Source organism: Alloalcanivorax gelatiniphagus, from assembly GCF_005938655.1.
Taxonomy (GTDB): Bacteria; Pseudomonadota; Gammaproteobacteria; order Pseudomonadales; family Alcanivoracaceae; genus Alloalcanivorax; species Alloalcanivorax gelatiniphagus.
Genome location: NZ_VCQT01000028.1, coordinates 16,147 through 31,324 on the forward strand (window position 1 = coordinate 16,147; position 15,178 = coordinate 31,324).

Consider the following 15,178-nt stretch of genomic DNA (forward strand, 5'->3'; position numbering starts at 1 on the left):
TCCTTTACCGACGGTGGGGCGCCTGTTCTTCGCGCCCAGCCCACCGGGCCCATTTATGGTGGGCATGCCTGAATCATCAAGGAGATGAAAAATGAAAAGGGAACTTCTACTCTCAGCCTTTCTCGCTGCGGCCACTTGGTCGCTGCCCAACCTTGCGTCCGCGGACTGGGACACCGGACCCTGCCCAGGCGGCGGCACGGCGCCGTGCATCGAAGCCGAAGTGAGCGGCACCACCTATCATTTCAACGGCTCCGGCGACCATGCCGGGGAATGGCATGGCCTGCCGACCACCGGTGAAGACTTCGAATTCATCGGGCCGACACAGTGGGGGTGCAACGGCTTGAACTGGAACTGTACGGTAACCTGGACAAATAAAATAAAGAAATGTCAAGACAGCGCCGGAGACTGGCGCATAGGTTTTCAAGTAAATTCCGCCAGTGTATCTGGTAGCTTCCCTTGCGCCGCTTTTGTCATGTCCGGCTTTCCATGGTATACGAAAGATGCCAAAGCAGTTAGCCACTGCCCATTCACAGATGACTGCAATAGTCTGATACCGTACTCCCCGGGTGCATCCAGCCTTGTGACTAATTTGGGCGAAATTGATGTAACTATTTTTGGCATTCCACGCATCGCCGATTCACATCTTCACAACATAGTATTCACCCCAGGCCCCAGCGCCAACTTCAGTCTGGCCTCCGAATACTACGACTGCGACGACACTGAAGTAGGCTGCTCTATTTATGGTACGGTTTCGTTGAGCAACGCGACGTCGCTGGACATTCATTAATAACCCTGAGGAAACCGGCTCTTGGTCGCCCTCCTGACCAAGAGTCCGGGCGTCCAGGCGCCTCATAACCTATTTATTTCGAATGCCTGGCTCTAACACTTATTTGCTCTCATAAAGCCCGGCGTACAGCATCGGGTGTTCTACATGTCGGGCGAGACGGGTCAGTCACTATTATAGATAAGCAAAAATTTATTGATTACCGCGCGAGCGTGCTCCACGTTACCAAGCCACACCAGAAAAATGCCCCCCAGCAGTACCCATAGCAGATGATTATACTCAAGTGAGGAGTCAGATTAGGTTATAATAAGATAGCGGCACGCTCCGCTCGCTGGGCCTGATACCAGGCCTGGCGGCTGATGCCCAGAAGATGACAGGCCCTGCTGACGGTCAACCCGGCAAAGCGTCTTTGCGTGAGGACTTGCCGGGCCGCTTTTTTACCGTCACCCCGTAGTCCTCTCCATGACATTGATCACGGCTTCGAAGAACTCGTCCTTCTGTTCAGCCAGACGCAGCTTCTCCTCAAGCTCCTTGAACCGCTGTTCCGGGGTAGGTGGGACTTCGCTCCGGCTCGCAAGGAGGGAGGTGTCAGGGCGCCAGTCCTAGTCGCCATATCGACATAATCACTTTAGCCCGTCGGGCGGCCCTGGATACCGTAGCGGGCCTCAGTCTGCTCATAGGTCAGCTCACCTCTCCCCTATTGGTCCACCACCGCCTGTTTAAAGGCCAGGGCGTAATCACGCTGCGTGCATTTAACCCGTTGATTCATCACGTTCTCCCACAATCAGGACTGGAACGTATCCACTCTATTCAGGGCGAGTCATGAAGCAAAAAAAAGCCCGGCGCAAAGCGCCGGGCTTCTTCTAATAGAGCCACAACAAATATGGCTCAAATTTTCAATATTTACTTTCCAGTTTTAATTGGTTGAGAAATCATCTGAATAAACACACCGTCCTGCGGAATAAGATAGGGAATGCGGCCCGCTGCCGTCCCCGTCCCCAAAAGCGTATTTTCCACTTCAGGAGCGAAGTACAATTTAACATCGATATCAATAGGGTTCTGGTTTCGCTGCTGGACCACCATCCTACCATCATCCAGGAAAGCGACCGGCCCCGTGAGCGTCATCTTTCTTTCGTAGCTACGCAGATTATGACGTAGAGAGACGTTCAAATCACTTAGCACCGGCCCCAAATAAGGCGCATCAATATACAGATCCACATCCGCGGTCAATATGGGTGTCCCCTGAGCATCCTCTTTAATCCAACCAATGATTGGCTGAGTCCGTCGACAGGGAGCAGCCTGAGTATCCTCACAGGTGGGGTCATCTTTAGCATATCGCATTCTCATAATTTGCTCACCGGAAGGCACGGCCATAGTCGGCTTCCCAAGCATTGGATTCCTCGCGTAGCTATCGAATGACGTAGAGATGGATTGCGACGGATATATTTTGACCTTAATGCCTTTACCCTGTTCGTACTCGTCAGTCACATCCGCATTTAAACCTAGCTTTAAGTAAGTAAATTTATTCTGAGGACAAAGCGTCGGCTTGCTTTTCGGAAACAGACCACTCGCCAAATTTGTAATTATAAGGCCTATATTTTGCTCCTCTTGTTCATATCCCGGCTCACCAGTAGTCGGGTAATAAGACTCATCGTACCCACAACCGACATTGGCACCATCAACACCAAGTATCCCGGCGTAGACATAGCTAGACGTGGGATTAGCAGCCAAATTAGCGCCATCCGCGAACCAAGGCACGTCAAGTCCCTCAGTATTCATGGAGAGAATCTTCGCGCTGTTCGGGAATCCTTGAACACCTGATGGGTCGTAAGCGGGGTCGGCATTAGGATCTGGCATGCTCGGTACCGCTTCATGGAACGGGTAATTCGAAGTGGGGAGGGTGCCATCTTCGAGAGGCGCCTTACTGTTGGATGTTGCGCTAGTAAAATAGTTGGCTGGGGTAAAGCCCACCAACGCAGGCAGCTTCCCGATTACATTATCGGCGTCATGGATCATGTTCCCATTGACGTCCACATCAGGGGTGCTGCGCAAAGTCTGAAGTACGCTATTGTTTGCTTCCTCCCCTTTAAAAAATATAGCCATATCCGGCCCGCCGGTATCGACCATAAAATAATCGTTGTTCACTATATAATCCGCAACCACTTTGTATACACCATCCATACCGTCCGGTGTAATTGGAGTGCGTTTGGTGATACCAAGCGGCTGAGTACGTAAAGGAAGCCCTTGCCCTTCCTCTTTACTGCAGATCGATCCGGTACCGTCACAGACAGCATTTCTGCTCCCGATGAAGGGATAAACCGAATTTTCAAAACCCACCGTCGTGTCTGTATAATTATTCGAGCTCAGGGTGTATTGATAATACTGGCCATCCTCCCAGGGCTCGTCAGGCATGAAAGTGACGCGTTGTCCTTCGACGGTCAGCTGACCCGGTATAGGCTCTGGATCAGTGACGGGGTCGCCGTTCTCGTCGACGGGTTGACCAGCAGCATCCACCCGGAAAATATCGAAGCTTTCGCCCAATCTCACACTGTCGGGATCAATCGCCTTGGTGAACTGCAATACGATCGGCCGATTAGCCGGCAACGACATGAGCGGAAGAATATCATTGGGCTGGTATGACACCAGAGGGTACTCCTCATTAGCCCAATCACCAGGCCCCCCCGCGCAGCGGCCAACCAAACCATTAGCCAAGTCTCGCGTTGCCGGATCAGTGACGCAAGGATAGCCAGGGTATGCACTCAGCAGCATCGGCGAATTAACTTGGACCTCTTCCTCAGAATACTCGCCCTGCCGGTCAGGAATGCTTCTAGTTATGACATCACCGGGCAATTTGAAGGTCAGCGTCCGCGGTATAAAATTGTTGCCCGCGAGATCTGTAATCTGACTACCAAGCTGGATCTGGTATTCCGGATTGCTGCCCGCCGGCTCGTATTGAAGGGCCTCGTCCGGCTGAATCACAACGGCGGAACCATCCAGCGTATACGTCATTGCTACGGTTGCACCATCTTTTGTCATGGTCAACGCGCCGGGTTCACGCAGGCTCTCGGCGCTCAGCGGCTCGTCGAAGTTCAGCACGATGGGTGCGCCAGGATGCTGGAACCAGGAAAGTTCATCACCGCTTTCATCCACCGGCATCTCCGGTGACATTTGGTCGGCCATCCAGCTTTGCAGCGTCGGCGGAGTCATGTCGTTCTGCTGCTGGCGAACATCTTCCACGAGTTGCGGCGTCTGATCACGGTAGGTCTGCAGCTGGAAGCTCAGGGTGCCGTAGCCGCGCTCCTGGCCCAGGATCATCGGTTCCACCACACCCACGGCGTTGATGTCGATAACGCCGGCGTCGGTGTCGGTGCTGACCGTACCGATCAGTTCAAGGTGGGTGATGTTCTGGGTGACGCCACCATTGGCGGTGGGGTCTTCGGTGCTCATGGCCACGTCCATGAACAGACGCACCATGCGCGGGCCGTTCGGATCGTAGATGTTGGGGATCAGGTAGCCATTGGCGTCGGACAGGAATTGCACGCGCACTTCACCGCTTTCGAAGCCGGCGTCCACTTCACCGCCGATCTTCACATCGATATTGCTACCGGTGAGCAGGGTGCCACGACGGATACGCAGCGGGGAGACGCGGGGGTAACGGGGCAGGAACGCCAGGTCACCGAGTACGTCGCCTTCCTGTTGGGTAGCGGCGGGCATGGTGCCGTCGCCAACACCGCCGAGAAGGACCGCGTTCACGGGGATTTCGTTGATCGGCTCGCCGGTGAGCGGCGACAGGCCGTTGCCGGTGCCCTGATCGGCCGGAGTGGTGATGCGCTGTACCAGCGGCTGGGGCCGTTCACTGGGATCGGCGCCTTCCGCCAGGGAGCTGGCCGGATTGAAGCGGAAGCGGTTGCCGTTGGGGAAGGCGAAGCTTTCGCCGTAGATGCTTTGTACGCCGTTGTTCTCGAAGAGCACCCGGTAGGTTTCGCCCGGGGTCAGGTCATCCTTGGGATCGACGGTGAGGTAGGGGCCGTCGACCACGACCCAGGCCGGCACCACGTTGTCGTCGCCGTCCACCAGACGCAGGGTGTTGTCGCCCCCCTGGCCGTAGCGAACCGTTTGCGGGTCCAGCGGCTGGGTGAACTGCATACGGATGGTGGAGAAGTCCATCATCGGGTCTTGCTGGCTACCGCTGGGCATGGCACGGGTCACGTCCATGGTGTCGGCGGTGATGACGTTGGCCTTGATGCCCTCTTCCGCGGCACGGGTGCTGAAGCGAATGTCCTGGGCGCCGTTGATCTCAACGTTTTCGGGGAGGTCCACCACGTAGTCGGCGTGATAGTCGAGCTTGCTCTCCGGGGTCAGGATGAGCGACCGGCCGCCGTCGGCCAGACGGGCCTGAGTGGGGACCACGTTGCCGTCGTGGCGCAGGACCACATCGTTCTCAAGGCCCTGGCCGGAAACGCTTTGCGAGAAGCGCAGCACCACCGGGGTGGGCGTGGGCACTTCCTGCTGGTCTTGCAGCGGGAAGGAATAAGTCAGCGAGTTTTGTACCGCCTCACCGCTGCTGCCACTGGGGCTACTTGAACCGCCCCCACAGGCGACGAGCAGGACGGCCGCGGGCAGAACCGCGGCCATCGGCGCTATCTTTCTTATCATGATCGCTCCTCGACGTTTCATATTTGACCTCGTTGTTATCAACGTCTTCTTGTTCGGCTTGTAATTCGAATCAGCCTTCGCGCATATCCGGTGTCGTTTTGAAATTAACGCGGAAGATATCGCGCGACTCCTTGTTTTTTATCGATTATTTCCACATGACGTATTTTCCTGCTCTCTCCTCACGAAGTGGAAATACGTTCACGCCCAACATTATGAGAATAGCGGCGGCTCACTGCCAGTGTATAGGCAGCAGCGCCGTTAAACGGGGTTTTCAGGGACAAAGCCTCCTTCTGCTTTAAAAATTCTTTTTTTCTTTAAAAACAGCGGCTTATATAAAAACCGTTATTTTATTTGCAAATAGCAGGCGGTGCTTTTCGACACTGCTGTTTATTACGCAATGCGAAAATCGCCTTTTCTCCCTTTTCCGGTGCATCCATCAAATCCCTTTGTTTACACCTGTTACCCATCTACACGGAGGCGACAGGGGAGCAAGGTCTGGCCAGGCCGGTCAGAAGGGAAAGACGGAAGACGAAGGGCGCCACGATGGGCTGTTGGCTACGATCGGGGAAGTCGAAAGACGGGCGTGCGGATGCGCGAACCCTGGAGGTTATTGTTGCCATGGACCGAGTCCTCCTTTGCGCCTTTCGGACTTCCCTGATTTTCCACCCAAGTCCATCGAGCGGATTGTTGCTCTCAATAACCGGGGCAGGCGGACCTGCCCCGGTGGCGATCAGAACTTCAGCGTTACGGAACCGGAGAAGACATTGACGTCGCCGTCGGTCTTCAGGGAGGTCGGCGTACCGCTGGAAGCCGGATTGGTGGTGACGATATCGAAGCGGCGCTGGTCCAGCTGCTGGTGCTGGTAAGCCAGGTCCACGGTCAGCGGCCAGGCCAGCAGCGGCGGGTTCTTGAACGTGGCGGAAAGGCCCACGCCGATAACCAGTTTGTCCGCGTCCAGATAGTTCACGTCCGGAGAGACGTCACTGTCCAGCGGCGACTCCTCGAAGGCCACGCCGGTGGTCAGCATCAGCGCGTCGGTGAAGTCGAATTCCAGACCCACCCGCGGCACGAAGGTGTCCTTGAACTCCAGCATGCCCTGGTCCTTGATGGTGTCGCGGCTGAACTCGTCACCCAGGTCCGACCATTGCTGGAACTCGCCGGTGAAGGCCAGACGGGTGCGGCCCATGTCGTAGCGCAGACCGACGCTGTAGATGTCCGGCTGATAGCCCTCGATCACATTGGCCACGCGCAGCGGCAAGCCACCGGGGATCAGGCCGTTCACGGAGGGGGTAGCGTCCACGGAGGTCTCGGTCTGGGAGTGAGCCCGATACGCCACCGCGGCGGTGAGCCGGTCCAGCCAGCAGCCGTCCGGGCAGAAGGTTTCGCCCATGGCCACGTTGAAGCCGACGATGGGGCGGTAGCGGGTCTTGGCGGACACGTCCAGGTCTTCCCGGGCGGTTTCGCCACTCAGTTCAAGCTCGCTGTCCAGTTCGGCGTTGTTGTCCAGCGTGATATTGATGGACGCGCCGAAGTCGATACCGCGCCAGATCGGCGTGGCCACCCCCACGTTCAGGAACAGGGGGTTACGACCATAGGTCAGGTACTGGCCGGAATCGGACGTCTCAGAGCTGAAGCCCAGCATCTCACGGCCGTATTCCTCGCTGCCCAGCATCAGCGCCAGGTAGATCGGGTGGCCGGTGGTCAGCATATCGCTGGCGTCGGCTTTGAGGCCGAGGATCAGCTGCTGGGAAGGCTCGTCACTGATGCGACCGCTGCGCGCGGGGCCGCCGACGGCGTCCTTGTAGCCGAGATCCGCTTCACCGTGCAGGAGCGCGCCGGTGAGCTGGCCACGGCTGTCCTGGGCCAGTGCCGCCGGGTTGTAGTACACCGCGTTGGCGGTGCTGCTGAAAATGGAGAAGGCTTGCGCTGACGCCACATCCGACGGAAACATGCCGTAGGTGGACGGCGCATTGCTCATGCCCGCCATGGCGGTGGAGCTCAGCGCGAGCATGACACCCGCGGACAACAGGTTCGTGGTGATCGAATTGCGGCTCATAAAAGCGGACCTCTCAACCCTGTTCTGCTTATTCTCGTATTTGTATTTTTCGTTTCTCATTATGGTACCCACCGTATTCGTTTAGCCGGTTAGAACTTCAGGGAGATGGAGCCGGCGAAAACGTGCACCTCGCCATCCGTGCTGACGGTGGCGTAGGTAACGTCCGGATTGCCGGGGCCCTGGGAACGGCTGAGATCGAAATCGCGCTCGTCGAGTTGCTGGAACTGATAACCCACGTTCATGGTGACGGGGTGCGCGATCATGGGTACGTGTTTGAAGTTGGCGCTCAGACCAAGCCCCACCACCAGACGGTCGGCGTCCACATAGTTGACGTCCAGGGAGGAACGGCCTTTCAGCGGGGATTTCTCCCAGGCCACGCCGGAGGTGAGCATGAACACATCGTTCAGATCCACTTCAAGACCAACACGGGGAATGAAGATGTCCTCGAATTCCAGGCCGGCCTGATCCTTGATGGTATCGTCGGCCAGTTCGCTGCTCAGATCCGACCATTGCTGATACTCGCCGGTGAAGCCCAGGCGCCAGCGGCCGAAGTCGTATTTGAAGCCGGCGGTGGTGACCGCGGGCTGGTAGGAGTCGATCACGTTGTACACGTCGATATCGACACCGGGGCTGGGAATCACGCCGGGGATCTGTGCGTTGGCGTCCACCGTGGTCTGGCTGTCGGTGGAGGCGCGATAGTTGATCGCCATGTCCAGGCCGTCCAGGGAGCAGCCTTTGACGCGGCAGAAGGTCTCACCCACGTTCATGGTCAGGCCGACGATGGGGCGGAACTTGGAGCGGGACTCCACGTTCAGGCGCTCGTACTCGGTTTCCCCGGCCAGGTTGTTGGTGATGGTCAGTTCGGCGTCGTTGTGCAGGGTAACCTGCAGGGCGGCGCCGAACTTGATGCCACGCCATACGTTGGAACCGATACCGGCGGCCAGGAACAGCGGCTGACGGTCGTATTGCAGGTACTGGGCGTTCTCGCCCTCGGCGCTGGAGGTGAAGGCCAGCATCTCCTTGCCAAACTTCTCCACCCCGGCCACGAAGCCCAGGTAGATGGGATGTTCGGATTTCATCAGGCCGCTCAGGTCCGCTTTGAGACCGAGCATCAGTTGCTGGGACGGCCGGTCGAGCACGTTGCCGTCGTAGTTCGGGTTGCTGCTGTCCACGTTGAGATCGTGCTCGGCGTGGAAGATCGCGCCGGTGATCTCGCTGTGGCGGCTGGCCGCCAGGTTCGCCGGGTTGTAGTAGGTGGCGGAAGTGCTGGTGTTAAACAGCGAAAGCGCTTGGGCGGAAGCCACGTCCGTGGGGAAAAGGCCATAGGTGGAACCCGTATTGCCCATGTTGGCGAGCGCGGGCGTGCTCATCAGCATCATCGTTCCCGCGGGCAACAGGATTGTTTTGATTATCGATTTTTTCATAGTTAGACAACCTTTCTGCCTGATGTTGTTCTTCTTCATGAACGCAGCCGGGAGACCGCAGCTCAACGTTTAACACAGCTATTACTTTTCGAGTAAGGATCACAGCGCCACGCACGAAGGTCTCCACGGCTAGAGCGGAACCCGCAACAGCACGGCGATGGCGAAAAATCATTGAGTTTGAAAGGGGAGCCGGTCTCCGGGCTCGAGAGCGCATGCAACATGCGTTCTCCACCTCCTGGTTGTTTTTTTTGGCCACGCTGTTCGCCGTGACTCCTTAATCGACCCGCTTGCCGGGTGGCGAGGTGGCCCGGTACTGTCCCGCACCGATGCCCCCGCCGCGCGGGTGGGTTTGGCGGAATCCTAGATTGTTACGGGTACGCCTGTAAACATTAATCTCCAACCCGGTGGCTCCGGCGCCGTTTTTTTCGGCGATTCGAAGCCAAAAGTCAGCAGAAGTTCTTGCCCTATCCCTTGATTCCTCAAGCACGAATGTAAACGCCAGGCCCTGTGTATGGCAATTCGTGAGCTTGCGGATAGCGTAAAACAAAAAAACTTTCCATGCTGAGCTGTATACTTCAACGAAAATAGACCGGAAGTTGGCCTGCCCGGAGGGGCCTTCGGCACCCCCCTCCGCGCATGTTTACAGTTGTTACTTTTCGGAACATCAACCGGCCCGGGGCGGGGATTCATAGCGGCTGCGGTTGCCCGACTTACCGGGAGAGACCGCCGCCAGGCTGTGCCGAAGTGATAAAACGGCTGTTTCCTGAAGTTTATAGCTGGCCGAATAGGCCTATGCCATACTTGGCCTTCACACGGAAGGGTCGACACCGAAAGCCCCCTTTGACGGGGCAATAAAAACCAATCAGGTGTAGAACAAAAAGGGACAGACGATGAAAAGGCTTGCGGATTTCACCATCTTCGTCGCGGTTGTCAAAGCGGGGACCCTTTCCGAGGCTTCCAAAACACTGGACCTGTCAGTGGCCTCGGTGAGCAAACATGTCAGCCGCATCGAGCACCAGCTCGGCATCCGGCTGCTGGTACGCAGTTCCCGGGGGCTCAAGCTCACCGACGAGGGGCGTGATCTGTACGAGAACGTGGAGCGGCTGCTGGGCGAGCTGGACACCGTGGTGTCCAAGGTCAGCCAGGCCGGCCAATACCCCCAGGGCACCCTGCGCATCGCCTCCAGCATCGGTCTGGGCCGCAAGCATATCGTGCCTCTGGTGACCGAATTTTCCGACCTTTACCCGGACCTTTCCGTGCAGCTCAACTTCGGTGAGCTGGACCCGGCCGCCTCCTCCCATCTGGTGGATGTGGCGATCGTGCTGGGCGAGCCCCAGGACTCCTCCATGGTGGCCCGGCGGCTGATGCGCAATCCCTGCGTGCTGTGTGCTTCTCCCGAGTATCTGGCACGGCACCCGGCGCCCCGGGAGCCCCGCGATCTGACCCGGCACCACTGCCTGATTCTGGACTGCCCCGGGGCGTTCAAGGACCAGTGGGTGCTGGAAGACGACACCGGCAAACGGCACACCGTGCGGGTGCAGGGCGGGCTGATCACCGACAACAGCGACACCCTGCGCGAGTGGGCGCTGGAAGGCCGCGGCATCGCCATGAAGAGCCTCTCGGATATCCAGGCCCAGCTGGACAGCGGGGAGCTGGTGCGCCTGCTGCCGCAGTACCGGGTGCCGGATCTGGACTTCTACATGGTGTACGCCGGGCGCGAGCTGATTCCCGCCAAGACCCGGGCGTTCGTGGATTTCATCGAAGAAAACGCGGACCGGCTGGAACAGGCGGGCTGAGTTTCGCGGCTGAAGCCGCTCCTACAAAGGATCGCTCCCCGCCTCCTGTAGGAGCGGCTTTAGCCGCGATGGGTTTGGCGACATCAGCAGGGCCGTGATCGCGGCTGAAGCCGCTCCTACAAAGGATCGCTCCCCCGCCTCCTGTAGGAGCGGCTTTAGCCGCGATGGTTTGGCGACCTCAGCAGGGCCATGATCGCGGCTGAAGCCGCTCCTACAAAGGATCGCTCCCCGCCTCCTGTAGGAGCGGCTTTAGCCGCGATGGTTTGGCGACCTCAGCAGGGCCGTGATCGCGGCTGAAGCCGCTCCTACAAAGGATCGCTCCCCCGCCTCCTGTAGGAGCGGCTTTAGCCGCGATGGGTTTGGCGACATCAGCAGGGCCGTGATCGCGGCTGAAGCCGCTCCTACAAAGGATCGCTCCCCCGGCCTCCTGTAGGAGCGGCTTTAGCCGCGATGGGTTTGGCGACCTCAGCAGGGCCGTGATCGCGGCTGAAGCCGCTCCTACAAAGGATCGCTCCCCCGCCTCCTGTAGGAGCGGCTTTAGCCGCGATGGGTTTGGCGACATCAGCAGGGCCGTGATCGCGGCTGAAGCCGCTCCTACATTTGGGTGCGATCCCGCTTTTCCTCTCGGGCTATTCACGTGCCCCCCTCTAAGCTGGCCACCGTCGTCATGGCATAACGCCATATGCCGCTGCCGACGGTACCAGGGAGCCAGACCATGAGAAGAAGAATCGCCACCCGTGGGCTGCTGCTGATGATGACCTTGTTCTATATGCCGGGGTCCGGCGCGGCCAGCGCGGACCCTGAGGGTCAGGGTCAGGCCAGCGGCGCCGAAGTGGACACCAGCGGCGGTTCCGAAGCCCGCCGTCCCACCGCCATACGCGGCTGATCGTTCAGGGCGCCACCGGCGCCAGATCCGGATAGCCCTGGGTGCGGTCCAGCCGGCGTACTTGCGGCAGCACCTGCCCGCCCAGTTTCAGTGACAAATCCCGCGGGTGAATAGATACCCGCACCGGCCGGCCCAAGGCCCGCGCCATGCCCAGATTCCATTGATTGAACAGCGCCAGACTGGCCGCCCGCCACAGGTTGTCCGCCTCGAAGCCCACCAGCGGCAGGCGATGAAAACGCCGTTCCCTGGCGTCGTACACCCCACCCAGCGTCTCGAAGTAGCGAAACGGCAGCGCCGCCAGGGCATGCCGGTCGATGGCGCCCAGCGCCCAGGCCGGCGGCACGTACAGCGGTGACGGGGTCAGACCGTGCTCGACGAACCAGCGGTGGCAATCGCGGATCAGCATGGCGATGCCGGCGCCGTCCAGGGACAGATGCTCGGCCACGTCGCGGGAAATAAAAGCGCTGTGCAGGCGGTGATGGAGGCTTCGCGGCGGGTCGCAGCGGTGCCGCCAGCCGTGGCCCGCCAGGGGGTAGCCCCGGGCGGCCAGGTCGCGCAGCCAGTCCAGGTCCTGGTCGCTCCAGTCCTTGCCCGGCACCACCAGCAGGGTCACCTGGTCCGGCGGCACGGCGGCCAGATGGTCGAGCAACGCGGCGACCGGCTCGCGGGTCTCCGGCATCACGTCGTGGATGGAAACCAGGCCGCTCAGGGACACGTCAGAGCCCGGGCCGCGCCTGATGGGTACTCAGCCGACGCAGCACCGCCACCGTGGGCGAGCGGCGTGGCTTGGGCAGCACCGCGCCCTGGCGGGCACAGCCCTGCAGCACCTGCAGCCAGCCGTCCACGGCCTCCTGGTTCATGGCCAGGGCGGCGTGGCGTCCGGCCTCGGCCCGTTCCCGGCGGGCCGCCGGGGTCAGCGCCCGCAGACGGCCCAGGGTGTCGGCCAGGCCCTCGTCCGGCGCCGCCACGGTCAGCACCCGGGCCAGCGCCGGCCATTGGTTGATGCCGCACACCGGCGTGGTGATCACCAGCCGTTGCCGGGCCAGGGCTTCCAGGGCCACGGTACCGAAGGCTTCCACCGAGGACGGCAGCACCAGTACCTGGTGGGCGTCCAGTTGCTCCACCACCTGCTCCCGGCTGCACCAGCCCAGAAAGTGCAGGTTCGGCAGGCGCCGGGCGTGCTCTTCCACCAGCGGCCGCAGCGGGCCGTCACCGGCCACGGTGAAGCGGCAGTCCGGCCGCTGTTCGGCCATGGCCAGGAAGCGTTCCAGGTTCTTTTCCGCCGCCAGCCGGCCCACGTACAACACTGAGTCCAGCGGTTCCGCCAGCGGCGCCGGTGGGCGGTTGACGAACTCCGGCCCCAGCGGCGTGCCCACCAGTTGCGGGTGGCGGGCACCGGCGGCGCGGGCGTCGGCGATCATGCTTTCGCAGATGGTGGCCACCGCGCTGGAGCCCCGGAACAGGGTGCGGTTGAGCCAGTTGAGCAGGCCCCCGGCCAGCCTGGCCAGGCGCGGCCCCCAGTACAGTTGCACCAGGCGGTCATAGTCGGTCTGGAAGGTGACGCACACCGGGATGCCCAGTTTGCGGGCCACCCAGTAGGCGCCCAGTGAAAAGATGCCCGGGCCGGGGATGACGATCACATGCGGTTTCATTTCCCAGACCAGCGCGGTCAGCTCGCGCATCTTGGGAAAGAACAGACGCTGGGTGGGGTCCCCGGGGATCGGCATGGACACGCCCTGGCAGGGATGGGGCTCCTCCAGGCTGGGACACACCAGCTCGGCCCGGGCCACCTTACCGTCCAGGTGAGCGACCAGATCCTGAAAGTAGGCGCCCACCCCGTTGCGGCCCTTCATGGCGTCCACGACAAAAAGTACGCGCAGCTCGTTTGTTTTCATAGCAGGCAGTATGAGTACCACTTATGTCTGATTTGTGACAAGAGAAACCTCACCGGCGTTCAGTGGCGGGCAAAGGGTAAGCGAATTTTTCATAGACCCAGCCGAAGGTGTCGATCAGCCGTTGCGGCGCCACCCCCAGGTTCTCCAGCGAATAGTGGTGGCCGCTGCGGTAGGCGCGGGCCTTCTCGTCGCGCTCGACCAGCCAGGCCCGGTAGGCCGGCGACAGGGTCAGCCCGAAGTCCGCGTAGAAGCCCTCCACGGTGGCCAGCGGCCGCGCCGACAACTGCTCCATCCGCGACAGGGCGCGGCGGGACGGAGGCAGCCGCTCCAGTTCGTCCAGCAGGTGCCGGTAGTAATAATCGAGCATCGCCAGGAAGCCCTCCCGCCAGTAGCCGGCGGTGTCGCGGCCGTCGAAAATCCGCGCGCCGATAACGATGGAGTTGATCTGGGAGGGCACCGCCTCGGTGGGGTTGCGCAGGCAGCCGATAAATCGAGCGTCGGGAAATTCCGCCGCCAGGGTGGCCATCAGCGGCGTGAACGAGGGGTTCTTGGACAGGAAGGTGAGCCGGTCGCCGTGCACGTACAGGTGGCGTTGCACGAAGCGCCGGTAGGCGGCCATCAGGCGACGCTTGTCCGCGTCCGGCAGGTCCCGGTCGGCGAAGGTCAGCCGCCACAGGCGCGGGTCCGGCACCGCCAGCACCAGCAGAAAACAGCCCAGCACCGGCAGCAGCGCCAGATAGTCTTCTTCCGGGTCGCGCAGGCCGGTCTGGTGCACGTCGTCCAGGCCGCCCAGGACGAGCCGTTCCAGCCCGTGCAGCAGCCGCCCCAGGGGCCGGCCGACCAGGGCGTCCAGGCGCCCCACCCCGTGCCAGAAACGCCGCTGGCAGATCGACGGCGCGAAGATCAGTTCCCACAGGGCGGTGGTGGTGAAGCGCTCCCGGTCACCGGCCAGCAGGCGGTGCAGAAAGGTGGTGCCGCTGCGCGGCACGCCCACCACGAACACCGGCGCGCGCACCACCACCCGGCGAAAATCCGGAAACAGCAGATGGTCGAGCAGCAGGAAGGCGCCGTTGATCAACTGCAGCAAAAGAAACAACGGCCAGAAGCCGGCCATCACCAGCCAGCGGCGCGGCGATACGCCGCTTACGGTGCCGTCGTAATCCGGATTCCAGGAGCGCACGAACAGCACCGCGTATGCCTTGATAAGGGACCCCATCCCGGTCTCCGGCGGTTCGCGGTGGGCCAACCCTAGCAGGCCAAACATGACTCTTCCATGACATTCCCGCCGCCGCCCCCCGCGCGCCGCCCGTAGGAGCGGCTTCAGCCGCGATAAAGCTTTCGCAGACCACCCCACCCCATCGCGACTGAAGTCGCTCCTACAAGGTCACGCTGCGGGGTCTCCCCCACCCCCTGTAGGAGCGGCTTCAGCCGCGATAGGGCCTTCAAAGGCCGCCCCAAAACCTTTTCGCGACTGAAGTCGCTCCTACAAGGTCACGCTGCGGGGTCTCCCCCACCCCCTGTAGATACCGTCTCTCCTATCCGGACTCAACCCCCAACGGGTTGGGTCTGGAATGGGGTTTGCCGATGCAGCACGCCGAAGGCGATGTGCATCAGCTTGCGCATTGCCGCAGTCAGTGCGGACATGGGCGTTTTTCCGGCCTGCCGCCATCGCGCGTTCATC

The 15,178-nt window shown here is 60.6% G+C and carries 9 protein-coding genes; 3 read left to right on the forward strand and 6 right to left on the reverse strand.

The features are described from left to right. The first annotated feature begins 91 nt into the window (after nt 1-91). Nucleotides 92-787 carry a hypothetical protein gene (locus tag FGS76_RS09025; protein WP_138772308.1) on the forward strand — a complete coding sequence of 232 codons (696 nt, stop codon included), beginning with the start codon at nt 92-94 and terminating at the stop codon, nt 785-787. Between the two features lie 900 nt (nt 788-1,687). Here the strand turns inward: FGS76_RS09025 and FGS76_RS09030 are convergent. From FGS76_RS09030 to FGS76_RS09040, 3 genes are all read right to left on the reverse strand, one after another. Continuing rightward, a complete protein-coding gene (locus FGS76_RS09030; RefSeq protein ID WP_170214441.1) occupies nt 1,688-5,419 on the reverse strand; it encodes an Ig-like domain-containing domain in 3,732 nt (1,243 codons plus the stop codon). 751 nt (nt 5,420-6,170) lie between these two features. Beyond that, a complete protein-coding gene (locus FGS76_RS09035; protein ID WP_138772310.1) occupies nt 6,171-7,496 on the reverse strand; it encodes an OmpP1/FadL family transporter in 1,326 nt (441 codons plus the stop codon). A gap of 89 nt (nt 7,497-7,585) precedes the next feature. Then, entirely contained in the window at nt 7,586-8,866 is a 1,281-nt protein-coding gene (locus FGS76_RS09040; protein ID WP_240692482.1) for an OmpP1/FadL family transporter, read from the reverse strand. Nucleotides 8,867-9,810: 944 nt separating this feature from the next. Between FGS76_RS09040 and FGS76_RS09045 the strand changes: the two genes are divergently transcribed. Continuing rightward, entirely contained in the window at nt 9,811-10,716 is a 906-nt protein-coding gene (locus tag FGS76_RS09045) for a LysR family transcriptional regulator (RefSeq protein WP_138772311.1), read from the forward strand. 715 nt (nt 10,717-11,431) lie between these two features. Beyond that, nucleotides 11,432-11,602: a hypothetical protein gene (locus FGS76_RS19460; RefSeq protein ID WP_170214442.1), complete on the forward strand. Its 171-nt coding sequence runs from the start codon at nt 11,432-11,434 to the stop codon at nt 11,600-11,602. A 4-nt stretch (nt 11,603-11,606) separates the two neighbouring features. Here the strand turns inward: FGS76_RS19460 and FGS76_RS09050 are convergent, their stop codons facing one another. Genes FGS76_RS09050 through FGS76_RS09060 form a run of 3 tightly spaced genes read right to left on the reverse strand, consistent with a single transcriptional unit; the run spans nt 11,607 to nt 14,713 of the window. Next, nucleotides 11,607-12,317, reverse strand: a complete 711-nt coding sequence (locus FGS76_RS09050; RefSeq protein WP_240692483.1) for a polysaccharide deacetylase family protein — start codon at nt 12,315-12,317, stop codon at nt 11,607-11,609. Between the two features lies 1 nt (nt 12,318). Next, complete coding sequence (locus FGS76_RS09055; protein WP_138772312.1) at nt 12,319-13,497, reverse strand: glycosyltransferase; 1,179 nt, start codon at nt 13,495-13,497, stop codon at nt 12,319-12,321. Between the two features lie 49 nt (nt 13,498-13,546). Further along, nucleotides 13,547-14,713, reverse strand: coding sequence for a sulfotransferase family protein (locus tag FGS76_RS09060; protein ID WP_138772313.1), 1,167 nt, complete (start codon nt 14,711-14,713; stop codon nt 13,547-13,549). Nucleotides 14,714-15,178: the final 465 nt, after the last annotated feature.

What these genes read in the sequence shown, in the direction of transcription:
- FGS76_RS19460 (WP_170214442.1), top strand. Translation starts at nt 11,432, where the DNA reads ATGAGAAGAAGAATCGCCACCCGTGGGCTGCTGCTGATGATGACCTTG.
- FGS76_RS09025 (WP_138772308.1), top strand. Translation starts at nt 92, where the DNA reads ATGAAAAGGGAACTTCTACTCTCAGCCTTTCTCGCTGCGGCCACTTGG.
- FGS76_RS09030 (WP_170214441.1), bottom strand. Translation starts at nt 5,419, where the DNA reads ATGGCCGCGGTTCTGCCCGCGGCCGTCCTGCTCGTCGCCTGTGGGGGC.
- FGS76_RS09045 (WP_138772311.1), top strand. Translation starts at nt 9,811, where the DNA reads ATGAAAAGGCTTGCGGATTTCACCATCTTCGTCGCGGTTGTCAAAGCG.
- FGS76_RS09060 (WP_138772313.1), bottom strand. Translation starts at nt 14,713, where the DNA reads ATGGGGTCCCTTATCAAGGCATACGCGGTGCTGTTCGTGCGCTCCTGG.
- FGS76_RS09035 (WP_138772310.1), bottom strand. Translation starts at nt 7,496, where the DNA reads ATGAGCCGCAATTCGATCACCACGAACCTGTTGTCCGCGGGTGTCATG.
- FGS76_RS09040 (WP_240692482.1), bottom strand. Translation starts at nt 8,866, where the DNA reads ATGAGCACGCCCGCGCTCGCCAACATGGGCAATACGGGTTCCACCTAT.
- FGS76_RS09055 (WP_138772312.1), bottom strand. Translation starts at nt 13,497, where the DNA reads ATGAAAACAAACGAGCTGCGCGTACTTTTTGTCGTGGACGCCATGAAG.